Here is a 22,698-nt window from a genome sequence, read left to right on the forward strand (position 1 = left end):
GCTCCTTACTGCCGGTTCGGGTTCGGGCCTTGGCCCTTTTCATCAAGCAGGTAACCGGTCCGGAACCGGTCAAGACGATAGGGCTTGGCAAGTTCATGCGGCTGTTCGGTGCTTAGAAGATGAGCAAAGCATTCGCCGGCTGCGGGAGTTGCTTTGAATCCGCCGTAGCACCAGCCGCCGTTCAAATAGAGACCCTTGATCGGCGTTTCGTCGATCACCGCATGGCCATCCATGGACATATCCTGCAAACCACCCCATGCCCGCAAAAGACGAGCGCGCGACAGCATTGGGAACAAGGTCACAGCGGCTTCAATCACCGATTCAAAGACCGGCAGGTTGCCCCGCTGCGCGCAGGAATTGTACTGATCCAGGTCGCCTCCCATAACCAGGCCGCCTTTGTCCGACTGCGAAATATAGAAGTGACCTGCGCCATAATTGACTTGGCCGGGAATGATGGGCTTCAGCCCTTCAGACACGAAAGCCTGAAGAACATGGCTTTCGATTGGGGTGCGAATGCCTGCCATGTCCATCACTCGGCTGGTATTTCCAGCTACCGAGACACCAACCTTCTTTGCGCCGATGAACCCGCGGGTTGTCTCAATCCCCAGGACCTTACCTTGCTCAATCCGGAACCCCGTCACTTCGCAATTTTGAAGGATATCTACTCCGCGCCTGTCGGCCGACCGCGCATATCCCCAGACCACTGCGTCATGGCGGGCGGTGCCACCGCGCCGGTGAAGATAGGCACCCGTGATAGGGAAACGTCCGTCGAAATTCATCGAGGGGTACATCTTGCGCAGCTTCTCAGGCCCCAAAATCTCGCCATCTGTGCCTTGCATCCGCATGATGTTGGTTTTGCGATAGTGGTCGTCCCTCTCTGAGTCGTTGTGGTGCAGGAACAGCAAGCCACGCTGTGAGTGCATGACATTGAAGTTCAACTCCCGCTCCATCTTTTCCCACAGGCCAACACTGTGATCATAGAAGCGGGTATTTGGAGGCAAAGTGTAGTCACCACGCACAATTGTCGTGTTACGCCCAGCATTGCCGGACCCAATCCAGCCTTTCTCGACCACTGCGATGCTTTTCTCACCATATTTCGTCACCAGGTAATGTGCAGTGGCCAACCCGTGGCCTCCGCCGCCAATGACAATGATGTCGTAATTGGGCTTGGGTTCCGGATTGCGCCAAGCAGGCTTCCAACCTCTTTGGCCATTCAAGGCCTCTCTGATGACTCTTAGCCCTGAGTACCTCATGGCATTCTTTTCCTTTATGGCACGGGTGCCCATTTGGCACCCAGTTCGTGGAACCGGCCAGTTTCAACGCTGATGTGGGCAATGCCGAATCCCATGTTCTGGAACGCTTAATGCTCATAAGTTAATCGATTAACTTTCAATTCGTCAATCACCTTCAACGCCAATAGGAGTCGCAGTTCAAGTATCGCTTACAGTGCTGGGCGTTCGCCCGGGTGGGCGGACGCGTGCCCGATACTTGCGTATCGGGCGGGTGAACGCGATCAAACGCGACACCCTCCAAAAGGCAACTCAGGCAACCAAATGGCGATCTTGTGCCTGATTCACGAATCGGGACGACTACAAAGCTCTTGAATGGTGGCGACAAGTTTCGCATCTATGGCACGGTTGGTTGTATCATTGCGGTTGTTGTGGCGCCTTGCGCCCGGCAGACGAGATCCCGGAATTGCCTCGTATTTGTCGAAAAACTCCTCGCAATGGCCCTCCCAACCTTCACCGGCCAGTAGTGATGGCGAAAATGCCAGGAAAAACTCTCCCCCACGGGGAGGGCCACCATCACCGTTGTCGGCATCTTGCGCTTCATAGCTAAACCGTTCACCGGTCGCACCAGCCGCCAAGAGTTCAACCATCGTTGCAATAGCAGAACCCTTGTGCCCTCCGAAGGGAAGCAAAACGCCTTTCAAGATTGCTGCCGGATCGGTGGTTTCATTGCCATTCTCATCCAATCCGGTTCCAAGGGGGACCGAATGGCCATCTCTTGCGGCAATTGCAACATCGCCGCCTGCCATTGCGGAGGTTGCCATGTCGAATACAAATGGTGGTTTGTTTTTCCGTGGCCAGGCAAAAGCGAGCGGATTGGTACCAAATAAAGGCTTGTTTGAACCATGTGGTGCGACATTTGGCATATAACTTACACAAGCCATCCCTGCCAAATTTTGTTCGGCCAATGCCTCAACTTCTGGCCAAAGGGCAGCAAAATGATGCGTGTGGGTAAGAGTCATTACTGCGATACCGAACTCACTCGCTGCTTTCGCCAGCGCTGGAATACCTCGCTCGATTGCCAAGGGGGCATACCCATCGTCGCCATTCGCGTTAACAATTACAGGTGATTTGTTGGAAATCTGCGGATCGGCGGCGCCGTTGACCTTCCCACTACGTAGGGATGCCACATATCCGGGCACCCTGAACAAGCCGTGGGAATGAGACCCGTCTCGCTCAGCAGCAACAACCGTCCGGGTCAGGGCCCCGGCGTTTTGAGGGTCGCATCCATTTTGGGTGAATGCTTCTAGTGCGAGATCATGTATCTCACTCAGCGATAGGTTTACGACGGTCATTAGAAAAGCCTCCTCAGCCGGGCACGGAACGAAATCGAATTTTGTAGCGCAGTATTATTCATGACTTTCTTCTTTTGGTGTCTGGGCCATTGTTTATGGCGGGTGATGTTGCGGAATATCTCAATTCAACGGTCCCAAGTGTTTCGAGAACCGGCGGATGCATGCTGCGCCGAAATCAGTCGCTGGCAATGAGGGTTCTCGGCTGCCGCCAAGCTCAATTCCCAAACGCGCTGCGGCCAGCATCTTTCCATAGGTCAGGAAATGTGGAATTCCCTGCATGATAAAGCAGAGAACCGGCAATAGATCGGCATATAGCTTATCGGCCCGCTCTTCGGTCCCAGCAGTGAATTCAGCGAAAATTTCGCTGGTCTTATCTACCGTATCAATCGCCGGGATCAGCCCACTGGCACCCGCGCGCAGGTTGTCAGGTAATTCCAGTCCGCACCGACCATTGAAAAGCATCACGCTATCCCCGAGCTCTGACGCGACAGACTCAAGATTGACGGCGTTGCATTCCAGTTTCGCGATGGTGAAATTTTCGTGGTCATTCGCAAGCGCGATCAAGCTCTGGTTACTTAGTCCGAAGCCAAGGAACTCCGGCGCGTTCTGAATCCCAACCGGGCAATCGACCGCCGAGATAATCTCGGAGAAAAAGCCCGCCAGCTTTGCATCGTCCATTTTCTGCGAGGGAGGCTGGAGCATCAGTGCCGACACGCCGCTTTGAATTGCTCGCTTCGAAAACTCAATCTGCTCGGTGATCGTATCGCCATAGACGGTCGCCAAGAGCGGTTTGCGTCCTTCAATGCGCTCCGCGACGACTTCAAGGACCTCGATGCGCTCATCGAATGTCAGCTTCGAGACCTCCGTACCCAGCCCCAGAATCGCAACTCCGGCAGCCTGGGTGCCCAAAGCCGCATCCACCTGACGCCGAAACGGATCCTGGCGCAATACACCGCGATCGTCAAAGAACGCATAGAGCATTGGATAAATGCCGGGCGATACGACCGCAGATGAATTGTCTTGCAATGCTATCATGTTACCTCCAAACCATTCTTCTTGTCGTAGGCTTCTGCGGCCCGACCAACGGCGTCCTCGTTCAGGGTAAATCCAAGACCAGGGGCGGACATGACCGGAATTTTCCCGACATTTGGCGCCAGATCCGGGCTTTCGACGATGTCCTCTTGCAGGAGTTGCCACATGATCTGATTGCCATCATCCAAATTAGGAACACCCGACGCAGCTTGTATCGAGGCGCAGGTGGTAATTCCGGTCTCCCAAACACCGTGAATACACACGTTGATGTCGAACACCTGAGCTATCGCAGCGACGCGGCGGAACCCAAGAATACCTCCAGTTTCGTGCAGACCCACAGTCAGCAGGCTTGCCGCACCGCTGGAGCACATCGAGTGAGCCTCCTCTAGTGTGAACACGGACTGGTCGGCAGCAATTGGGACTGAGCAGGATTGCTTCAATGCCTTCAATGCCGGAACGCCGGCAATCGCCGAGACTGGCTGTTCAACCATCTCGAGATCATACTTGGCGAGCTTATTGATCATCACCTGGGCCTCCATCAAGTCCCAGGCCTCATTCGGGTCGATGCGAAGTCGCTTGTTGCCAATTGCCTTTCTAACAGCTTCGACATTGGCCATATCTTTCTCGTTGGTGTATCCGGCCTTGAGGTAAATCACTTCAAAGCCGTCCTGCGCCAACTGACCGGCATGTGCAGCAACCTCTTCCGTACTGTCTCCCTGGACAAACCCCATGAAACTCACCGTGTCATGGATCTTCCCACCCAACAGGGCATGAACTGGCAGGCCCACCGATTTGCCAAGTGCATCCCAAAGGGCCAATTCAACACCCGCAAACGCAATATTGCCTATTCTTGGATGAGATTGGCTGGCGTAGTGATGTCCAAAATTTTGCGTAAAGAGCTGCTTCATCAAATTGATGATTTGAGTGATGGGCTGCCCCAGCAGGACCGTTTTGGCGGTTAGTAAGAGCGTCTGGATCGCCTCTGGTGACGTCATCGTCGGGGCGGTTTCGCCGTAGCCGACGACACCCGCATCCGTTTCGATCTCAACCAGGATTGTTGTTTGACCAAGATTCTTGCCCATGGCCCAGACATAGGGTGTCTTGAACTTGGAAAAGAGCGGCGTGAAGCGAATATCTTTTATTTTCATGATCTTGTCTTCCAGTAGGTTTATCTTCGGTCTAGTGTGATCGAGTTACTGCATAGCTGGATGCGTCCAAGGGTGTGGGCTTGCCCATGATGAGATCAGCAAGCAACTCTGCCGACCCGGTGGCGAGGGTCCAACCCAGATGGCCGTGCCCGGTATTGACCCAAAGCCCCTTGCTGGATGTTTCGCCGATATAGGGCAGACCGTCAGCACTCATCGGGCGGAATCCAGTCCACGGCTCTCGCTTGCAGCCGTCAAGCGTCTGCGCAAGGTTGGGGTAAACGGATTTGGTCAGGCGATCGAGTTGCCGGATTATTTTGGGGCTTAGAGTGTCGTCATGCCCGGCGAATTCGGCAATTCCAACTGCGCGCAATTTGCCATTAATTGGAACAATCCCAACATGCATCCCTTCGTCGATAACGGGATACGAAGGCAGGTCGTTGACGCCGGTTGTATCGTATGTGACCGAGTACCCTTTGACGGGGCGCACCAAGATTGATCTTGCGTCGTTTGCAGCCAATTTTCTTGTATTGGCCCCAAGGGCCAGAATGGTATTCTTCGCCCGAATATCTCCGATTGTTGTACGCGCGCCGATGACCCTGTCGCCTGACATCAGCAGTTCATTGGCTTGGCAACTAACATGTATTATCTGACCAGAAGCGACGAGGTCATCGCGGAGGATTTGACAGAATTTTCGCGAGTCCGCCACCACATCAGCGGAAAAACGAATTCCGCCTGCCAGCTGCGGGGCCAGCGCTTGAAGGTGCGGCTCAGCCTCAACAGTTTGATCAGGCGTTAGTGCCTCCCAATCTAGCCCAACCTCACTGAGGTGACGATTGGATCTGATCTGGGCTTCCAGACCTGGTTGGTCGCGGTAGATTTTGATGGTGCCACATTTTTTGGCTTCGAATTGGTCTGCGTATCCTTTGTAGTATTCCTCAAAGATATCCATGGAGAAGAGCGCCAGTTCGAGCAACCGGCGCGTATGGAGTTCGTGCAGATACGGCTTTGAGTTCTTCAGAAAGTGCAGGCCCCATTTGAACAGGGACGGGATAGCTTTCGGCTTGATCCGCAGTGCGGAATTTTGTGTCACGATTGACCTCAAAAGCGTGGGTAATATCCCTGGCGAATTCCATGGCATGGTCTGTGAAGGCACCAGCATCGCACCGTTTGCAAAGTTGGCACCGAGACCGACATCTTCGTTGGCCTCCACCAACGCGACCGAGCAGCCGCGTTTGGCCAATCGGTGGGCCGTTGTGATGCCAATCAGCCCACCGCCGATTATGAGCGCGTCCGCTTTCACGGCTTGTCCGTGATATGAGCGTGGGCCGCGAAGTCAAAATTGGCTTTCGGAGCCAGAATTTCAGCAACGACGACCGTCGCCCGGTTTGAAGGAACAGAGTTTTGCATACCAACTTCTTTCTATTCTGGCTGGTGTTTTCGCGGCGCTAGGAGCCGAAGAACATGTTCGGCAACCACAGAGCGATCCCAGGGATAAACGTGGTGATCAGCAAAGTTGGCAGCCAAGCAAACACGATGAAAATCAGTGTCGGCCAGATCAGTTGTCGGACCGGCACGTCTGTCACTTGCGATCCGAGATACAGAAGCGGTGCCGTTGGCGGCGTGATGTTGCCCATGCCAAGATTAACACCAAGAACTGCGGCAAAGTGGATTGGATCCATTCCAGCTCCAACAGCGATGGGTAGCAGAAGCGATGCGCTCAGGATGATTCCGCTGATATCGTCCATCAGCATACCAATCAGAAGCATGACCAGATTGAGCATCAGGAAAATCATTATTGGGTTATCTGAAATGGAATAGATCAGATCCTCGGCGAGACCGGGAATATCTTCGAAAATCAGGAAGCGACTGGCGATTAAGACTGTGAAGATCATGACCATGACCACGCCGATCGTGATCGCCGAGTGTTTCAAACTTTCATAGAAGGTTTTGAGTGTCAGGCCGCGGTAGACGAAGAAGCCCACCGGAATGGCATAAATTACGGCGACGCCAGCGGCTTCGGTGGGCGTCATGATGCCACCATAAATGCCGCCCAGAATGATCAGTGGCATCAGGATCGCCGGTGTTGCGATGGCTGTCTTACCAGCAAGTGCACGGAAGAAACGTTCCGGAACTTCGGTAACCAGAATCTCGGTATCCTTCCGAAGGATCACGAAATTCACGATGATCAACAGGGTCATAAGGATCAGTCCTGGTACGACCGTTGCGAGGAAACACTCAAGAACGTTCAACTGACCGACCCAAGCATAGAGCAACTGTGCGCCGCTTGGCGGAATCAATAGGCCTAGAGGACTCGCACTGATTACCAATGCGCCGGAAATGCCTGCGGGATACCGTGCCTTGCGCAGATGCGGCATGATGATCGAGCCGATGCAGGTCAATGTGGCGGCACCGCTGCCCGAGATTGCGCCGAACATCGCACTGGCCACGACCGAGGCAGCAGTTAGCCCGCCGCGGAGATGGCCGAACATAAGCTCTGCAATCTCGACAATCGGCTTTGCAATTTTGCCCCGCTGCATAATATCGCCAGCCATGATGAAAAGAGGAATGGCCAGCAGGATAACTGAATTCATCTTCCAGTGGCCCGTCGCGAAGAACCCAGAGACATCGTACCCTCCGGTATAGGCCAGAAGGATCAGCACACCGCCAAAGGCCAATGGAACCGAGACGCCGATTGCCAGCAGGACGCAGATAAGGATTATGGCGATGAGGATTACCATGTCACAACCTCCTCTTCATCGGGCTCTGCCCGTCGCGCATTCTCCATGGCCTCGGCATATCGATCGGGGCCCACTCGCAGCATCAGGAAGATCGACAAGGCGCTGTAGAACGCCATAAACACGAACCCCACGAAAATTCCAAAGCGTGGAACAATAAACGGAATCTTCAGGGCGATGGTGGTTTTCCATCCAGGATATGCCGCGATCTCATCCGCAATCATCAGCCAGGCCCAGTAAACAAGTACCAGCGTTATGGACAGCTCGATGATCTGGATCACGAGCTTGCGAAGCCACAGCAGTGTTGAATTTTCGGTGACTGTATCAAGAAGATCAGCGTTGATCTGCTTGTCGTAGTAAGTGCCAAGCGCACTGCCCAGAAAGAAGACCCAGAAGCAGATCGGCATGAGCCATTCTTCGTAGGCAAAAAGATCGCGTTCCAGAATGTACCGGAACAACACGACAAAGAAGAACGTTATCGGCAGTATCGGAAGCGCGACCGCGACCAGGACTGACTTTATCCGAACCATCAGCCGAACGAACCGGCTCAGACCGGGTGGCAATGCATCTTCAAATAGTACCATCGAAAGTTCACTCCCCGTTAAGAGGGGGATGCCAGACAATCACGGCATCCCCAATTAATGAGCAACCAAAGAAAATCTTGGTTACTTGGCGGTCAGCTCGTCGATAAGGTCCTGCCCAACCACGTCCGCCAGTTCCGGCCAGACGTTTTCCTGGATGTGGGCAACCATCGCAGCGCGCTCTTCAGGGCTGTACTCAAGAATTTCCCAGCCAGCTTCCTTCAGCTTTTCGACGAAGCCTTGATTGCGGCCCCAGGATGTGTTGATCGCAACGTTGGCGGCTCTCTCGGCGGCAGCCCGGATAACGTCGCGCTGTTCCTGGTTCAACTTCTCCCAGGACTTGCCACTGGCATAGAATGATGACGCTTCGATAGCCGTGTTCACGGGAATAAAGTATTTCCCCACGCCGGCGGCCGCGAAGGTCGAATAGGCCCATTCCGGCGTACAGCAGATCGCTCCGTCGATGACGCCAGATTGAAGCGCTGGCAGAACCTCCGCCCAGTTCATCGTTGTCGTCCGATACCCGAGGCTTTCGGTGGTCTTTTTGGCGACCTCTGAACTCCAGACGCGGATGTTCACGCCCTTATCACCGAAACCGGCATAATCGGTAGGTTTTTCGTTCGCGACAATACCGACCAACCCTTCGCCGGTATTGGCAAGATAGACCAGCCCCAGGTCGTCCATGATCCCGGCCAGGATCTGGTTAAACTTGGAGTCCGGGTTGCCGTAGACCGCTTTCAATTCGTCAAAAGTCGTCACCAACCCTGGCAGGTTCATGACTTCCAGCCGAGGATCGGCCTGAGCGTAGATGAACGCTTGTACAAGGTCGATATTGCCGCGAATGGCATCCTCGATCAGTTCTTCGCCGGATCCCAACTGTGAGGCCGGGAAATAGGAGATTTTCACGCCTACGTCTGCGTCTTCAATCTCTTTGATCATGTTTTCGACAATCTCATGGCCGAAGTGGTTGACTGGATAGGTCCCGGCCAATTTCAGCCTGACCGTGTCGGCGAGGGCTGTTGTTGCAAGTAGGCCTGACAACGCCAGACCCGAGATTATGCCGAATGCATATTTTCCGAGTTTCATGTTCGTATCCCTGTTGTGATTTCGTTTGGCTCCGAATGCTTGGGTAGTTCTGCATGGGAGTCACGCAAAGTTAATCGATTAACTTTTACAAATCAAATTAAATCGATTAACTCTGACTTCTCATGGGCAACTTGCCCGAAAGAACGTTGGAAATTACTACCCTAGGCAACCATAACCATAGGAAAAATAATAAGAATGCAGAAGCCGACCCTTAGTCAAATCGCAAAACAGTTAGGACTTTCCACTGCAACTGTTTCTTTGGCGATGAAGGAAAACAGCCGAATCTCGGACCAGACGCGCGCCAGGGTCAAAGAAGCGCTGCGCGAATCTGGCTATGTCTATCAGCGTTCCGCGGCAGGATTGAGGAAGTCAAAGACCGACACGGTGGGTATCGTGCTTAACAACGTGTCCGACCCGTCCTTCAGCGAGATTCTGGGAGCGATTGAAGGTGAACTTGCCAAAGTAGGAAAAACGGTCTTCCTGTGCAATACGGATGAAAAAGTGGAGAGACAATCCGAATTCATCAGGAAAATGTCTGAGTACAATGCAGATGGCATCGTCCTGGTTCCTGCGATTGGAACTCAGGCGACCGACCTGGAAGAGATGAAGAAATTCAGCCCCCCAATAGTGTGTGTCTCGCGAGAGATCAGTGGCTATCCCATCGATTCAGTCGTCGCTGATGAGACACTTGCGGGTTACACGGCGGCAAAACATCTGCTTAACCTTGGTCACAGACGCATTGCCGCTGTTGGCGGCACAGTCAATATTTCCCCATTTAACCGTCGCATGAAAGGCATCAGGCAAGCATTTGACGAAGCGGGGCAAGAGTTTGATCGTGCGCTTGTTTTCGAATGCCGCCCTGTTCGTGCTCAGGGATACGAAGCAGCGGCGAGAATTCTGGATGTCGAAGATCCGCCGACTGCTGCCATCGGATATAATGCTATCGTCACCCTTGGACTGAAAGCCGGTTTGCAGAGGTTGGGAAAAAAAATCGGAGTAGATTTCTCGTTGATCGCGAACGAGGGGATCGATGAGTTGCAACACACCAATCCGCCGCTGAGTACGACAAGCATTGATCTGCAAGAGATGGGGAGAGTTGTCATTCAACATCTGCTAAGCCGTATCTCGGATCCGACAGCGCCAACTAAACTCACTCTCGTCCCGACAGAATTGATCCTGACTGATAGCGTTAGCTCACATCGTTAAAGTATGTCGCGTTCTATCGGATTGATTTCGACCAAGTGCTGAGCGTTCGACCGCCATGGCACGGGCGGAAGCGTGCCCAATACCTGCGTATCGGGCGGGTGAAACCGAAGGGCCTGAAACTGCTGGATTCCAGACCCGCAGAACAAAACAGCCCTGGTCAGGCAAACCGATATGCATATTCGTATCTCCAAGTGCCGTTACGCCAGTATGACCGCTCAGAAACGCCCGTAGGTCAAGTAGGCTTCTTTCGGATCCGTCCCGCTACGGATAGCCGAGCGGACCTTGTTCTCGGTGTTCATCACTTCCTCGACCTCAACCACGATCTCTTCTGCGATTTCACCTGGGATAAGGATGGCCCCATCAATGTCGGCAATCAGAAAATCCCCGGGCTTAACGACAACGTCACCGATCTGCACAGGGACTTCCATTTTGTCGACCGACCATGCGCCCACCACATCGCGGGCGGTGTAGAAGCGATGGAAAACGGGGAAACCGATGTTACGAATGAAATTGCTGTCCCGACACCCGCCATTGGTCACATATCCGCGCACACCGCGCATCTGGAGCGTCTCGGCAGACAGTTCCCCCATCATCGCGATGTCGTCAGTGTGGCCATTGCAAACTACGACATGGCCAGACGGCGCTGTTGAAAGGAAACCCGTCCAAGCCAGCAGAGCATCATCAGCACTAATCCCAGGTTTTGGTGTTCCTGAAATTGTGAAAACGGGACCAGCAAGAACATGAGTATCGTCAATCGGCCGGATGTCTTTGGGCAGAACAGTATTGTCTATCCCTCTCTCGCGCAGGGCGTCATAAACTGCACCGCTGTAGCATTTTGCAAGGCGTTCGGTGAGAGCGGCTTTTTTGTCATTATCTGTCATGGGTTTTCCTCCAAGTGACTTAATTTACAAGAGTTAGTAGGTGGCCCGGCCGCCAGACAGATCGAATACAGCTCCAGTGGTGAAGGAGTTTTCAGGTGAAACCGCCCAAACGATCATCTTCGCGGCCTCTTCGACTTCCAGGAACCGGCCACGAGGGATTTTGGAAAGCATATAGTCAATGTGCTCCTGGCTCATCTGGTCGAAAATCCGGGTCCGGGCCGCAGCCGGCGTCACGCAGTTTACTGCAATATCGTAGCCAGCCAGTTCCTTGCCCAAGGACTTAGTCAAGCCGATCACCGCGGCCTTGGAAGCCGAATAGGCGGAAGCATTAGGATTGCCGTCTTTGCCTGCGATGGACGCGACATTCAGGATGCGTCCATAGCCTTGCTCTCGCATTCCAGGAACGCAGACGCGGTTCACATAGAATGTGCCGTTCAGGTTAATGTCGATGATCTTGCGCCAAGCTTCGGGATCGTAGGTGTCCAGCGGTTCGTTGGGACCTGCGATCCCAGCACTGTTGATCAAAATCGAAGGAATTCCCGCTGCCTCGCAAGTACGCTTGTAGGCCGCTTCCACCGAAGACAGATCGGTGATATCGCAGTCCACCGCGAAAGCATTGCCGCCCAGAGCAGCCATTGCGTCCCCGTTGCTTGCATCAATGTCCCAGCTGACGACCTTCGCACCTTTTTCGATCAGAAGCCGAGCCGCAGCCAGGCCTATTCCCTGCGCACCGCCGGTTACGATTGCAACTTGGTTTTCCATCACTTTGTCCTCCTGATGAAAATCACGGCTACAGGCAGCCTTCATTCACTGGGCTTGCCTTTTGAGACCGATATGGATGTAGGCCTCGGGAAAAGATGGACCGGGCAACCAATATAGCTGGCCCAGGAACAGCGCCAATGGGGTGAACGGCCTGGCGCCGGGGAGAAGGTCAGCACTGCACAACGTCCTGGCGCTGCACGCCCAGGCCTTCGATGCCGAGTTCCATCTTGTCGCCCGCCTTAAGGTATACGGGCTCAGGCTTGATCCCCATGCCCACACCCGGAGGTGTGCCGGTGGAGATGATGTCGCCTGGCTGCAGGCTCATGAACTGTGACAGGTAAGAGACGATGTGAGCCACCCCGAACACCATTGTGTTCGTGCTTCCGTCCTGGCGGCGCTCTCCGTTCACTTCCAGATACATCGGCAGATTCTGCGGGTCAGAAACCTCGTCGCGGGTCACCAGCCAAGGTCCAATAGGCCCGAAGGTGTCGGCTGATTTGCCCTTAGTCCATTGACCCGCGCGCTTGTTCTGGAAATCACGTTCGGAAATGTCGTTGATCACGCAGTAGCCCGCAACATGGTCGAGAGCGTCTGCCTCATCGATGTATTTTGCCTCTTTGCCGATCACCACTCCCAGTTCAACTTCCCAGTCGGTGGCCTTCGAGCCACGGGGGATTTCAACCGTGTCGTTGGGACCGCAAATTGCCGAGGTCGCCTTTGCAAAGATCACCGGCTCCGGCGGCACCTCAAGCCCGCTCTCCTCGGCATGGTCTGAGTAGTTGAGTCCAATACAGACGAACTTGCCCACACCGCCGACGCATGGACCATATCGGTCGACTTCAACGGCAGGCAGCGACGACAGGTCAGCTTCGGCAATGCCGGCCAGGCCTTGATCCGTCAGAACGTCACCAGCAATGTCATACACCAAGCCGGACAGATCGCGCACAACGCCTTCGGCGTCAACGATCCCGGGTTTTTCCTGCCCTTTCGGGCCGTAACGTAAAAGTTTCATGATAGTCTCCGTTTAGAGGGCCCAGCCGCCGTCGATGATATGGGCTTGGCCCGTGGTAAATCCGCTGGCATCCGAGGCTAGGTAAACTGCAAGCGCTGCAATTTCGTCTGCTGCGCCAACGCGTCCCATGGGCTGGCGCGCAATGAATTGCTCGTGCGCTACCTCATAGTCGCCAGTTGCGCGCAACCTGTCATGCAACGACGGGCTATCCACGGTACCAGGGCAAATTGCATTGCATCGGATGCCTTGGGTTACGTAGTCAGCAGCGATCGCTTTGGTCATGCCGATAACCGCCGCCTTGGACGCGCAATAGACAAAACGATTTGGCACGCCCTTCAATGAAGATGCCACCGAGGACATGTTAATGATCGAACCCTTGCCTTGTTCAAGCATGCCCGGCAGAACTGCTTTACACAGGCGGTACATGGCCTTGGCATTCAGGTCGAAGGCAAAGTCCCAGTCTTCCTCGGTGCTTTCCAGGATATTGCCCGCATGGACAAATCCAGCGCAGTTGAACAACACGTCCAGCCTACCAGCTTCTGCCAATACTCGCTTGATGTCTTCTGGATTGGTGGCATCCAGTTTCCATGCTGTAATGCCGTCAAGCCCTTCAAGCTCGGCTAGAGCAGTTTCATTGATGTCGGTGGCAATGACCGAGGCACCGGCCTTGGCGAAAGCCTCAGCGCTGGCGCGCCCGATGCCCTGCCCGGCGGCGGTTATCAAGGTGGTCTTGCCCTCAAGGCTAAATTCATATGTCATGATATTGATCCCAGTTTCTAGACGTCACTTTGAAAGAAATGGTTCGAGCCGCACGAAGGCTTCTTCGAGAACATCGGCAGGTTGCGCGTAGCAGAGCCGCAGATAACCTTCCCCCTGGGGGCCGAACGCCACCCCGGGCGCCAGCCCGACTTTGGTTTGCTCAAGGATTTCACCTGCCGCGGCGAAGCTATCGGTCAGCCCGTCAACCCGAAAGAAGCAATAGAAGGCGCCATCAGGCTCAATGAACTCCACCCGCGAGAAGGTGTTGAGGCGCTCAGCAGTGATTTCATACCCTGCCTGGATTTTGCTCAACAGGCTGGCAATTTCCTCTTCGCCGCCGCGCAGGGCTGCAATACCCGCCTCCTGGACAAAGCCGGCTGTGCAGGACGTGTTGAACTCGGTCAACTGACCCAGCTTCCCCTCGAACGCGGCGGGAGCCACGATCCAGCCAAGCCGCCATCCGGTCATCGACCAGCATTTTGAAAACGAGTTCACAGAGATCAGCTGATCCTCAGGCTCTGCAATCGACAGGAATGAGGGCGCGTGACGCCCATGGCGGTAGAGCCGGGAATAAACGTCATCGGCAACGATCCAGATGCCGTGCCGGCGGCAATGCTCCAACACCAGACGCTGCTCCTCGGCCGACATGGTCCAGCCGGTGGGGTTGTTGGGCGAGTTAATCACCACCGCTTTGGTGCCCGGTGTCAGCGCCGCGATCAGCTCTTCCACGTCGAGCGCCCAATGACCGCCCTTCGGCACGATTGCCACGCTCGCAATCTCTGCACCGGTCGCCTTGAAAGCACCGATGATATTGGGCCAGCCCGGCTCCACTGCGATAACCCGGTCGCCGGGAGTCACAAGAAATTCAGCCGTCAGCATGAGGCCTTGCATTCCGGAAGGGGTGACTGTGACCTGAGCCGGTTTCAGACGGCTGCCCAGAAGTTCGTTGCTATAAGCACAAATCGCTTGCCGCAGCGCCATCGCGCCATTGTTCGGCTGGTACATATGATTGCCGGCCTTGAGCGCGGCAATTGCAGCGTCCACAATCAGTGAATTGGTCGGCCAGGCGCCTTCACCGAACCAGAGCGGCAACACGCCGTCTTGCTTCATGCCAAGCTCTGCAACCTCGCGGATCTTGGAGGCTTCCAAAGCCCGCGCACGGGACGAAATCGAGCTCAATAGTGTTGCGTTGTCCATAACGAAGATGTCAGTCAAAACGGCCCGTCCTGTCGATTGTTAAATCGATTGAAATCATAGGCAATATGCCTATACACTAGGCAATCTGCAACTTGGGACGGGCTTGGATATCAATGCGTGATAAGATCGACGAGCAAATACTTGAAGCACTGCGCAGGGACTCGCGTGTGCCCGTCACCGATCTTTCGAGGAAGGTTGGCCGTTCGCGCACTGCGGTGCAGGCAAGGCTTTCAAGACTGGAGCAAACTCAGCAGATTCTTGGCTACACAATCAAGGAACCTTCGACCGTTGAAACAGGCGGCATAGGGGCAATTGTACTGATAAACATGGAAATCCGCAGCAAGGGGGAAGCAGCAGCACGCGAATTTGCGACCATTCCAGAGGTTGCAAGTTGTCTAAGAGTCGTAGGAGACCACGACTTCGCGCTGCTCATCAATCCCATCGAAAAGCCGCGTCTGAATCTCGTGCTGGAGCAGATCTATAAAATCGATGGTGTCAAGCGTACCGAGACGATCATGGCTCTCTCCAAAGAGTTCTAAACGACTACCGGCTTCTATGGTTACTGAACCAGACCGAGTTTACCGGAGACGTTTGAGTTTGTCATTCTACGGCGATCTTAGCTGCGCAATCTGCGTTGTAGAAGTTCCTTTCTGCTGGTGCGGGTGAGATATACCCGAGCGGGCCGAAGAGGCGCTTTTCGTTGCACCAATAGACCCAATTGAGGGTTGCCATTTCCACGTCTTTCTTGCCACTCCACGGGCCTTCGTGTTCGATGACCTCAGCCTTGTAGAGGGCGTTATCGTAACTGTCCCCGCTACTGCCGACCGAGGCACCGACCTTCGCCTCGTCAAGGCGCTCGGAATACTTGATCGACAGGTATTGAGCCCCGCGGTCCGCATGTCTTCGAGAAAGCACTTGCGCAGCGCGGGTACATAATGTTCCACCATCGGAACCTCCTGTCATCAGATTGAGAAGGTCCCAATCTGATGACAGGTGCGCCAATCTACAAAATCGCAGCACTTCGCTTACAGCACACCGCTCGCCTCGTTCAAGCGCCGCGCAATCTGGTTGACGTTGTTGCCGGTGCGATTGAGCGAAGCCGATACCCGCAACAGATCAATCGTAGGCCGCGTCCACTATAAACTCGACCCCAAGTTCTGCACGGGCTAGCTTGGCTTCGCCGCAGGCACGGGCTGGCGCGTGACATACGGTTTGACATAGGCCGCAGGCATGAGCCGCACATCATGACCAATTTCGGTCAGCTCGCGCGCCCAGTGATGGGCCGACCCGCAGGCTTCTTTCCCGACAAGGCAACTCGGCAATTTCTCGAAGAACTTAAGCAACTGCTTGCGTCGAATTGTTCGATTGAAAACAATCGCCCCGTCTGCGGTGATGCCGTGAGCTTGGAAGACGTCCTTACCAAGATCCAGTCCAACTGTTGTAACTTCCATGGTGGGGTTCCTTTCCTGTCAGAAGATGACTTCTACAGTATGCCGCAAAGCGCGACGGTTGGCTGCAGGCGCCATCCACCCCATCCGCGTCTGAGTTGTCAGACCAGGCTGCGGCGAAACTACAGTTTCGGTCTCAGCCAAATCCGCGCTGTCGAGCGGCTGCTTCGGTGATTTGCGCTGCGCTGCCACATCGAACGTGCCGCAGATGCAAACGGATGCTGCGTCAGCAACATGCCCAAAGGCCAATGTCTGGAGAGTCCCGCATTCCAGACCTCCGTTATGCTTGCAGCGAAGGTCTGCTGCGAGCCCATCCCGTGAATTCGACTTTCTCGCTGCGCGCGCTCGCAGCGCGATTTTCGCTGCAATCGCATCACTCTCGTCGCTGCAGCACGGTGTGACAAGCGGCCATTCATGCAGTGTGCAGAAATTCTCAAACCGCAAATTCACACTGTGCGGACTTCTCGAATCTTGGCTCAACCAACACAAACGCCGTGATCTTCCTACCTGCCAAGGTACCATGGTTTCAGGCACTCAAACGGGCATTGCAATCGTTCGCGCGTGGTCGAAACAATGACCAAGTAGATAGCGTCAGCCAGTTCTTGAACTGGTCAAAAGCAAACGGCTTTTATCGGGCACTGGGAGGCGAGCGCGCGGTCAATCTGGAACACCGCGAAAGGCGCCGCTCATGCGTGAGACGGTGGTAATGATCCAAGCCGCAAAAACACAGCGTTCCTCGGCCGATCCAAGGCGATTGCGCCCGGACAGCATCACGCATTCACTGCGCGCCCGGTCAAATCTTGAGATCCAGCCTTGGTTTCCAGAAGGGGCGAAAGAGTTCGATTTTGGGGCAGCGGTTCATGACCACCTGCAGGCCTGCATCCTCGGCCAATTTGGCTGCATTGTCATCATAGACCCCGATCTGACCCCAGAGCACTTTGGCACCGATCTTGATGGCCTGTTCGGCAATGTCAAAAAACTCTTCCTTTGGGCGGAAGACTTCGACCATATCAACTGGCCGGTCGATTTCGGCCAAACTGTGGTAAACCTTGATTCCGCGAATTTCTGTCAGGTTCGGGTTAGGGTTTACCGGAATCATATCGTAGCCTGTCTCGTGCAACACCCTCAGCACGCCGTAACTGAATTTGGTCTTGTCGGCACTTGCCCCCACCATCGCAATGGTTTTGACCGATTTCAGGATGTTGGCCAGATATGCAGGGTCGTAATCGTAGAGTTCGTCCATTGCTGTCGCAGGCATGGGTCAGACCTCCTTTGGTGTGGCGATATCCGCCTTGAGTTCATGGGGTTTCAGCGGGTCGAGGAACGGGTTGCGATACAGCCTGTCGTGGCTTTCCACCCCGATTTCCAGCGTTATGTCCGTAACGGCGCGCGCGACACACAGGATGACGTAGCCGTCATTGATCTGCCGGTTGTTCAGCGCAACCTGACGACGTTGATCAACCTTTCCGGAGGTCAGCTTGGCCGCACAGGTGATGCAGCCGCCGTATTTGCAGCCAAAGGGCAGATCGACGCCTTGATCACGCAAGCTGTCCAACAGCGGACGGCGTGGATCAACCTCGTAGGTCGCGCCATCACGATTGGCGATCGTCACGATCATAGCCAAATGTCACTTGTACAATCTCCGCCGGGATAGCGCGCCTCGTGACAACGGCTTGGGCCATTTGGTTCTTGTCCAAAGTCGACGATGAACTCTTTGTTCAGGCTCATCCCGCCGTTCACCGGGTCACAGTCAATCATCACCATCACACCGCCCTGTTCGCGGATTTCAGGGTAGAACTGGTTGTCCCACGTGGAGAACAGCGAGGTCGTGACATAGAGGCGTTTGCCGTCGAGCGAGAGTTGAAACATCTGCGGCCCGCCGGCCATCTTGACGCCGTTTACCTCAGGCGCCTTGCCCAGCAATCCACCCATCCAGACCTGACCGGTCAGCACCGGATTATGCGGATCAGAGATGTCGTATTGGCGCATGTCGCCATGCAGCCAGTTGTTAAGATAGAGATATTTGTCATCCATCGATACAAGGATTGCTGACATCACACCGGGCACGGGAATGGGCCATTCAGGATGTGGCTCATTCTCTACGTCGATGATCTTTTCCCACTGCCATTTACCCGCGTCGTCCTTCCACCAGTGAATGACATTCGAAGACAAAGCCGCCCCGCAGAACCCGTGGGTGCTGTCAGGATCATGGTGGAATTTGACCTCCAAAGGCAGCAAGCCATCTTCGCCCAGATACATGGTCTCAATCGGCACCTTCTTCTCAAAGTCCCAAAAATGCAGCTCGCGGCCGTATTTCAGGTGACCAACTTCTTCCAGATCAAACCCCGGCATGAAGGTGTTGGGGGCGGCCCATTCAGAGCTGACCATGATGTTGTGGCGTGGCTGGTACCAGAAATCATAGCCGAACTTGATGTCACCCATCGAGTTTTCCCAGCGGCCCTGGATCTCGAATTCCTTGTTCAGATGCAGATAGCCGCCCGGCGCTTCGCCCTTGGCGTCGCCCAGCATCGAGATGATGATTTCAGAGCCCAGACAATGCACCGTATGGGGCCCGCTCAGATTGGTTTTGGACTTAATCTCGGCCCCATCAATAACCTTATGCAGACGCGGCGCGCGCGGGTCCGTGGCGGTGTCCACGATATGAATGTTGTTGGACCGCACGCCGGGCAATAGCAGGTATTTGCGTGACATGGAGCCATCGTCGAAACACGACGAACAGGCATTCCAGCCCATGTGGTGCAGCTCATCGCCAGTGCCCGGCATTTCCAAACGGTGGATGACCTCAGAATAGGTCGGGCTGTCGGGATCAACATCCACCGTCGCCAGATAGTCGGGTTTTTGAATGCCCGTCCCAGTGTAAATGGCAATCGTATAAAGCAGCTTTTCACACGGCGCTTTGATCGCATCGGCAGGCGAGGCATAGCCAGGGCCACAACATTCCATCCGTTATCCTCCAATAGTTATCCGCGCATGCCGGCCAAATGGGGCCGCCAATTTGGTTCGCGTTTTTCAACACATGCGCGGTCCTTCTCGGCCAGTGCGCGCACTGCAGTCAGTTCTTTTCGATCACGACCTGCGCAAAAACCATAGCCATTTGCAACGGTGACGCTCACAGGCACCTCGCAGGCCTTCCAAAGATCAATGATTACAGAATGCAACCGTTTCAACAACGCCATCTCGCCCGCCTTTTTGCAAAGAGGACAGCGAACCGAACCTTTCGCTTCCCATTCCTCGTAGTGCAGCGCGCATTCGCGGTCATAGCGGTGCCGGCACGCGTCGCTTGGCCTTTCAAGGTCGTCGTCCATCCGGGGTGAACGGAGAAGGTCAAGTTCTGTCATCAAATACCGGCCAATCGATTGGAACGCGCATGAGTTCCGGCAGGAGTTTAGAAAAACGCCTGTGCCACAGCCAATCGAATTAGTAGATGCACCCATACATAAGGCAGATGTGAAGCCCCAACCTATACAGAGGCAAGAGATATGAACTAGGGTAATCCATAGAAAACCCGAGAGGCTTTCCGTCAATGAATCTACGTCAACTAGAGGCATTCAGAGCAACCATCCGCTGTGGTTCCATCACCGAAGCCGCAAAGATGATGCATATCTCACAGCCCAGTGTCAGCAGGCTCATCGCCGATCTAGAGCATTCAGCCGGGTTTCCATTGTTTGTTCGGGTCGGGCGGGGTCTGACCCCGACGGTGGAAGGGCGGCATTTCTATGAAGGTGTCGAAGGCATGTTCGTGGGCATCGACCGTTTGCAGGATCTGGCCAAGTCCATTCGCACCTCCCAAGGTGGCACAATCTCCATCGGAGCGATCCAGTCCATAGCGACGATTGAGCTGCCCAAGGCGATCAGCCGCCTCTACCACGAAAACCCGGACATCGAATTTGTCGTTCAATCCCGCAATACGCCTGCAATTCTGGACGCCGTTCAGATGCGCCAGATTGATCTGGGAATCGTTGGGCGCGAGCCGGATTATGCGGGGGTCGAAGTTCTGTATCAGACATCGGTCGCCTATGTTTGCCTGATGCCGGAAGATCACCCGCTAGCGGGTGACTACGGGCCCGTCGATCTTGAAGAACTTGCCAAGAAAGAGACGTTTGTCACCTTTGGCGCAAGCTATCCCGATTCAATGATGTCGATTGACCCTGAGCTATCGGACAAGCTGCGTGCCCGGTCGCGTCTTTCCGTCGCCAACATGCCCTTGGCGGGCGCGTTGGTGCGCGAAGCCTCGGTGCTGGCCATTGCCGACCCGTTTTCAGCAGAACAGGCCGTGCGCATGGGTGGCGTGGTGTTTCGACCCATCAAGCAGAAGCTGACCTATTTTGTCGCTGTTGTTGCCGCCCGCCGCGAAGAGATGTCGCGCGAGGCGTTGAAGTTTGTCGACCTGTTTGGCCAGCAACTGCAACTGCGGGTGGACAAGCTGGAAAAGCTGAGCGCCGCGGTCAGTTGAGCAAATCCGGCAACCATGTTGCTGCCTGTGGGAAAGCAATCATCAGAATTCCGAAAATGATCCCGACGCCGGCGAACAGCGGCACTTCTCGGAAGGCTTTCTCGGGGCTTTCTTTGGCGACGCCCGCCGCTGTGTAGATGCCGACGCAGACCGGTGGCGTGATCATCCCGATGCCGGCAAATGCCACAAAGACGATGTAGAGATGCAGGATGTCCTGATCCAGCGACACCGCCAATGCGGCAAAGATCGGCACCGTCAAATAGAACACCGGCACAATCTCGACGAATGTGCCAAGGATCAGACAGATCACCGCAACAGCCAGCCAGAAGGCCAGCGGCGAGCCACCCATCTCGGTGAAATATGAAATGATTTTCTGCGGGGTCTGTGAATAGGTCAGCACCACGCTGAGGAAGGTCGCCATGGCGATAATCGCAAAGATCACTGCTGTGATGCGGGCCGTTTCATGCAGCGCCAGCAGTACGCCTTTGAGCGTCAGTTCCCGGTACGCAAAAATGCCGATAAAAATGGCCCAGATACCGGCAACGGCGGCGGATTCCGAAGGGGTCAGAAGGCCAGCATAGATGCCCCCCAAGATGATCACCGGCGTGAACAGGCCTGGCAGAGCGAACCAGAATGCGCGGATCCGGTCACCGGCAGTGGCGCGCTTTGGGTTGCGCAGATGGCGGCAGCGCCAGGTCACGACAAGCGACAACAGCACCAGCAAGACCAGCCCCGGAACGAAACCGGCAGCGAAGGTACGCGAGACCGGCACATCTGTCAGCGCGCTGAAGAGGATGGCGGCGTTTGAGGGTGGGATAAGCGCCTCAAGAAACGCGGCAGAGGCGGCCAGCACAATCACAAAAGGTTTGGGGTAGCCCTGTTGCACCATCTGCGGGATCATGATTGTGCCGACAGCGGTAATCGCCGCCAGGATTGATCCGCAGAAGGCCGCGAAAAAACCCATGGCGAGAACCATCGCGATCCCCAGGCCCCCGGGCCAGTGCCCCACGAGTGTCGTGGCAAAATGCACCAGACGGGCTGCTGCGCCGCCACGCAGCATCACCATTCCAGTGAAGATAAACAGAGGCACCGCAATCAGCACATGTTTGGTCATCGACCCGAATGAGACCTGTATCAGCGTCGACCAGGGCAGGTTCATTCCCCAGATCGCGGTTGTCGCACTCCCGAGTCCGAAGACCATGAAGATCGGCACGGACAACAGGAGCAGCAGAGCAGACAGGATGCTGGCAACGGCGTTCATGCCGCCACCTCCTGTGCCGGCGCAAACAATCGGACGATCGTTTCCAACAGCAGTTCCAAGGCAAAGAGTGCGAGGATGAAAAACCCAGTCGGAAATGCCAGATACATCCACCAGATCGGCAGTTCGATTTCCAGTTCCATCAATTGTCCCAGCCGGCGGAACAGCGCGACGGCCTCATTGCCTGCCAGAAAAAAGATGATCGCTCCGACAAGCATGACCGCGTAGACAAAGAGTTGAAGCAACAAAAGTCCGCGACCGTGCAGGAAGTTTGGCACCAGATCCACCTGGATATGCGCGCCCGAGCGCAACAACGGCCCCAGCAAAGGGAACACCAGCCACGGAACCAAAGCTGGCGGCAGTTCGATGAACCAGTCGTACCCGGTGCCGCTGACATAGCGGGTCACGGCACTGAAGGTCAGTGCCAAGACCATCACCGCGGCAATTGCTGAGGAGGTGACGGCTGTCACTGCCTCAAACCCAGCATTAACGGCGCGCAGAAGGCGTAGGATCAATTTCATGAAATGTGTTCCGC

The 22,698-nt window shown here is 55.0% G+C and carries 23 protein-coding genes and 3 pseudogenes; 3 read left to right on the forward strand and 23 right to left on the reverse strand.

The window, feature by feature from the left end:
- Nucleotides 1–5: 5 nt before the first annotated feature.
- From RXV86_RS00700 to dctP, 8 genes are all read right to left on the reverse strand, one after another.
- Nucleotides 6–1,253 carry a sarcosine oxidase subunit beta family protein gene (locus RXV86_RS00700; RefSeq protein ID WP_316298396.1) on the reverse strand — a complete coding sequence of 416 codons (1,248 nt, stop codon included), beginning with the start codon at nt 1,251–1,253 and terminating at the stop codon, nt 6–8.
- 320 nt (nt 1,254–1,573) lie between these two features.
- Nucleotides 1,574–2,584, reverse strand: a complete 1,011-nt coding sequence (locus RXV86_RS00705; RefSeq protein WP_316296883.1) for an Ldh family oxidoreductase — start codon at nt 2,582–2,584, stop codon at nt 1,574–1,576.
- Nucleotides 2,585–2,704: 120 nt separating this feature from the next.
- Nucleotides 2,705–3,619, reverse strand: coding sequence for a dihydrodipicolinate synthase family protein (locus tag RXV86_RS00710; RefSeq protein ID WP_106607277.1), 915 nt, complete (start codon nt 3,617–3,619; stop codon nt 2,705–2,707).
- Nucleotides 3,616–4,764, reverse strand: coding sequence for a mandelate racemase/muconate lactonizing enzyme family protein (locus tag RXV86_RS00715; protein WP_316296884.1), 1,149 nt, complete (start codon nt 4,762–4,764; stop codon nt 3,616–3,618). The genes RXV86_RS00710 and RXV86_RS00715 overlap by 4 nt, the downstream gene beginning before the upstream one ends.
- 31 nt (nt 4,765–4,795) lie before the next feature.
- Nucleotides 4,796–6,064: an FAD-dependent oxidoreductase gene (locus RXV86_RS00720; RefSeq protein WP_316296885.1), complete on the reverse strand. Its 1,269-nt coding sequence runs from the start codon at nt 6,062–6,064 to the stop codon at nt 4,796–4,798.
- Nucleotides 6,065–6,209: 145 nt separating this feature from the next.
- Nucleotides 6,210–7,502 (reverse strand): TRAP transporter large permease, encoded by a 1,293-nt coding sequence (locus tag RXV86_RS00725; RefSeq protein ID WP_316296886.1) that lies wholly within the window; start codon nt 7,500–7,502, stop codon nt 6,210–6,212.
- Nucleotides 7,496–8,122, reverse strand: a complete 627-nt coding sequence (locus RXV86_RS00730; protein ID WP_316296887.1) for a TRAP transporter small permease subunit — start codon at nt 8,120–8,122, stop codon at nt 7,496–7,498. The genes RXV86_RS00725 and RXV86_RS00730 overlap by 7 nt, the downstream gene beginning before the upstream one ends.
- A gap of 42 nt (nt 8,123–8,164) precedes the next feature.
- Nucleotides 8,165–9,166 (reverse strand): TRAP transporter substrate-binding protein DctP, encoded by a 1,002-nt coding sequence (gene dctP, locus RXV86_RS00735; protein WP_316296888.1) that lies wholly within the window; start codon nt 9,164–9,166, stop codon nt 8,165–8,167.
- Between the two features lie 195 nt (nt 9,167–9,361).
- On the opposite strand from dctP, the gene RXV86_RS00740 reads away from it, so the two are divergent.
- On the forward strand, nt 9,362–10,372 hold the full coding sequence (locus RXV86_RS00740) for a LacI family DNA-binding transcriptional regulator (protein ID WP_316296889.1): 1,011 nt from the start codon (nt 9,362–9,364) through the stop codon (nt 10,370–10,372).
- A 215-nt stretch (nt 10,373–10,587) separates the two neighbouring features.
- Here RXV86_RS00740 and RXV86_RS00745 read toward each other — a convergent pair whose 3' ends face one another.
- The 5 genes from RXV86_RS00745 to RXV86_RS00765 all read right to left on the reverse strand — a co-directional run bounded on the left by RXV86_RS00745 (nt 10,588) and on the right by RXV86_RS00765 (nt 15,001).
- Nucleotides 10,588–11,253 carry an RraA family protein gene (locus RXV86_RS00745; protein ID WP_106607287.1) on the reverse strand — a complete coding sequence of 222 codons (666 nt, stop codon included), beginning with the start codon at nt 11,251–11,253 and terminating at the stop codon, nt 10,588–10,590.
- Nucleotides 11,254–11,286: 33 nt separating this feature from the next.
- Complete coding sequence (locus RXV86_RS00750) at nt 11,287–12,015, reverse strand: SDR family NAD(P)-dependent oxidoreductase (RefSeq protein ID WP_106607586.1); 729 nt, start codon at nt 12,013–12,015, stop codon at nt 11,287–11,289.
- Nucleotides 12,016–12,184: 169 nt separating this feature from the next.
- Nucleotides 12,185–13,027: a fumarylacetoacetate hydrolase family protein gene (locus RXV86_RS00755; RefSeq protein WP_316296890.1), complete on the reverse strand. Its 843-nt coding sequence runs from the start codon at nt 13,025–13,027 to the stop codon at nt 12,185–12,187.
- A gap of 12 nt (nt 13,028–13,039) precedes the next feature.
- Nucleotides 13,040–13,786, reverse strand: a complete 747-nt coding sequence (locus RXV86_RS00760; RefSeq protein ID WP_044049121.1) for an SDR family oxidoreductase — start codon at nt 13,784–13,786, stop codon at nt 13,040–13,042.
- A 24-nt stretch (nt 13,787–13,810) separates the two neighbouring features.
- Entirely contained in the window at nt 13,811–15,001 is a 1,191-nt protein-coding gene (locus RXV86_RS00765; RefSeq protein ID WP_316296891.1) for a pyridoxal phosphate-dependent aminotransferase, read from the reverse strand.
- A 95-nt stretch (nt 15,002–15,096) separates the two neighbouring features.
- Here RXV86_RS00765 and RXV86_RS00770 point away from each other — a divergent pair, with 95 nt between their 5' ends.
- Nucleotides 15,097–15,522: an AsnC family transcriptional regulator gene (locus tag RXV86_RS00770; RefSeq protein ID WP_316296892.1), complete on the forward strand. Its 426-nt coding sequence runs from the start codon at nt 15,097–15,099 to the stop codon at nt 15,520–15,522.
- Nucleotides 15,523–15,583: 61 nt separating this feature from the next.
- On the opposite strand, the pseudogene RXV86_RS00775 reads toward RXV86_RS00770, so the two are convergent.
- The 8 genes and pseudogenes from RXV86_RS00775 to RXV86_RS00805 all read right to left on the reverse strand — a co-directional run.
- Nucleotides 15,584–15,883 (reverse strand): annotated as a pseudogene (locus RXV86_RS00775) (IS3 family transposase); the annotation flags it as partial.
- A 125-nt stretch (nt 15,884–16,008) separates the two neighbouring features.
- Complete coding sequence (gene mobC, locus RXV86_RS22040) at nt 16,009–16,095, reverse strand: plasmid mobilization relaxosome protein MobC (RefSeq protein ID WP_367575553.1); 87 nt, start codon at nt 16,093–16,095, stop codon at nt 16,009–16,011.
- Between the two features lie 4 nt (nt 16,096–16,099).
- Nucleotides 16,100–16,186 (reverse strand): annotated as a pseudogene (locus RXV86_RS00780) (RidA family protein); the annotation flags it as partial.
- Nucleotides 16,180–16,434, reverse strand: a pseudogene (locus tag RXV86_RS00785) (IS110 family transposase); the annotation flags it as partial. The pseudogenes RXV86_RS00785 and RXV86_RS00780, both read right to left, overlap by 7 nt.
- A 790-nt stretch (nt 16,435–17,224) precedes the next feature.
- The gene (locus RXV86_RS00790; protein WP_316296893.1) at nt 17,225–17,689 is read right to left on the reverse strand and encodes a CoA-binding protein; all 465 of its coding nucleotides are present in this window, start codon (nt 17,687–17,689) and stop codon (nt 17,225–17,227) included.
- A gap of 3 nt (nt 17,690–17,692) precedes the next feature.
- Nucleotides 17,693–18,049: a 2Fe-2S iron-sulfur cluster-binding protein gene (locus RXV86_RS00795; RefSeq protein ID WP_316296894.1), complete on the reverse strand. Its 357-nt coding sequence runs from the start codon at nt 18,047–18,049 to the stop codon at nt 17,693–17,695.
- Nucleotides 18,046–19,395, reverse strand: a complete 1,350-nt coding sequence (locus RXV86_RS00800) for a selenium-binding family protein (RefSeq protein ID WP_316296895.1) — start codon at nt 19,393–19,395, stop codon at nt 18,046–18,048. The genes RXV86_RS00795 and RXV86_RS00800 overlap by 4 nt, the downstream gene beginning before the upstream one ends.
- Before the next feature lie 17 nt (nt 19,396–19,412).
- Nucleotides 19,413–19,757 (reverse strand): hypothetical protein, encoded by a 345-nt coding sequence (locus RXV86_RS00805; RefSeq protein WP_316296896.1) that lies wholly within the window; start codon nt 19,755–19,757, stop codon nt 19,413–19,415.
- Between the two features lie 218 nt (nt 19,758–19,975).
- On the opposite strand from RXV86_RS00805, the gene RXV86_RS00810 reads away from it, so the two are divergent.
- Nucleotides 19,976–20,905, forward strand: a complete 930-nt coding sequence (locus RXV86_RS00810) for a LysR family transcriptional regulator (RefSeq protein ID WP_316296897.1) — start codon at nt 19,976–19,978, stop codon at nt 20,903–20,905.
- On the opposite strand, the gene RXV86_RS00815 is transcribed toward RXV86_RS00810, so the two are convergent.
- Nucleotides 20,898–22,166, reverse strand: a complete 1,269-nt coding sequence (locus tag RXV86_RS00815) for a TRAP transporter large permease (RefSeq protein ID WP_316296898.1) — start codon at nt 22,164–22,166, stop codon at nt 20,898–20,900. The genes RXV86_RS00810 and RXV86_RS00815 overlap by 8 nt on opposite strands.
- Nucleotides 22,163–22,684, reverse strand: coding sequence for a TRAP transporter small permease subunit (locus RXV86_RS00820; protein ID WP_316296899.1), 522 nt, complete (start codon nt 22,682–22,684; stop codon nt 22,163–22,165). The genes RXV86_RS00815 and RXV86_RS00820 overlap by 4 nt, the downstream gene beginning before the upstream one ends.
- Between the last annotated feature and the right edge of the window lie 14 nt (nt 22,685–22,698).

The organism is Aliisedimentitalea sp. MJ-SS2 (assembly GCF_032586155.1).
Taxonomy (GTDB): Bacteria; Pseudomonadota; Alphaproteobacteria; order Rhodobacterales; family Rhodobacteraceae; genus JAWHTC01.

Coding starts and splice junctions, on each gene's coding strand:
- RXV86_RS00700 (WP_316298396.1), bottom strand. CDS start 1,253: ATGAGGTACTCAGGGCTAAGAGTCATCAGAGAGGCCTTGAATGGCCAA.
- RXV86_RS00705 (WP_316296883.1), bottom strand. CDS start 2,584: ATGACCGTCGTAAACCTATCGCTGAGTGAGATACATGATCTCGCACTA.
- RXV86_RS00710 (WP_106607277.1), bottom strand. CDS start 3,619: ATGATAGCATTGCAAGACAATTCATCTGCGGTCGTATCGCCCGGCATT.
- RXV86_RS00715 (WP_316296884.1), bottom strand. CDS start 4,764: ATGAAAATAAAAGATATTCGCTTCACGCCGCTCTTTTCCAAGTTCAAG.
- RXV86_RS00725 (WP_316296886.1), bottom strand. CDS start 7,502: ATGGTAATCCTCATCGCCATAATCCTTATCTGCGTCCTGCTGGCAATC.
- dctP (WP_316296888.1), bottom strand. CDS start 9,166: ATGAAACTCGGAAAATATGCATTCGGCATAATCTCGGGTCTGGCGTTG.
- RXV86_RS00740 (WP_316296889.1), top strand. CDS start 9,362: ATGCAGAAGCCGACCCTTAGTCAAATCGCAAAACAGTTAGGACTTTCC.
- RXV86_RS00745 (WP_106607287.1), bottom strand. CDS start 11,253: ATGACAGATAATGACAAAAAAGCCGCTCTCACCGAACGCCTTGCAAAA.
- RXV86_RS00750 (WP_106607586.1), bottom strand. CDS start 12,015: ATGGAAAACCAAGTTGCAATCGTAACCGGCGGTGCGCAGGGAATAGGC.
- RXV86_RS00755 (WP_316296890.1), bottom strand. CDS start 13,027: ATGAAACTTTTACGTTACGGCCCGAAAGGGCAGGAAAAACCCGGGATC.
- RXV86_RS00760 (WP_044049121.1), bottom strand. CDS start 13,786: ATGACATATGAATTTAGCCTTGAGGGCAAGACCACCTTGATAACCGCC.
- RXV86_RS00770 (WP_316296892.1), top strand. CDS start 15,097: ATGCGTGATAAGATCGACGAGCAAATACTTGAAGCACTGCGCAGGGAC.
- RXV86_RS00790 (WP_316296893.1), bottom strand. CDS start 17,689: ATGCCTGCGACAGCAATGGACGAACTCTACGATTACGACCCTGCATAT.
- RXV86_RS00795 (WP_316296894.1), bottom strand. CDS start 18,049: ATGATCGTGACGATCGCCAATCGTGATGGCGCGACCTACGAGGTTGAT.
- RXV86_RS00800 (WP_316296895.1), bottom strand. CDS start 19,395: ATGGAATGTTGTGGCCCTGGCTATGCCTCGCCTGCCGATGCGATCAAA.
- RXV86_RS00805 (WP_316296896.1), bottom strand. CDS start 19,757: ATGGACGACGACCTTGAAAGGCCAAGCGACGCGTGCCGGCACCGCTAT.
- RXV86_RS00810 (WP_316296897.1), top strand. CDS start 19,976: ATGAATCTACGTCAACTAGAGGCATTCAGAGCAACCATCCGCTGTGGT.
- RXV86_RS00815 (WP_316296898.1), bottom strand. CDS start 22,166: ATGAACGCCGTTGCCAGCATCCTGTCTGCTCTGCTGCTCCTGTTGTCC.
- RXV86_RS00820 (WP_316296899.1), bottom strand. CDS start 22,684: ATGAAATTGATCCTACGCCTTCTGCGCGCCGTTAATGCTGGGTTTGAG.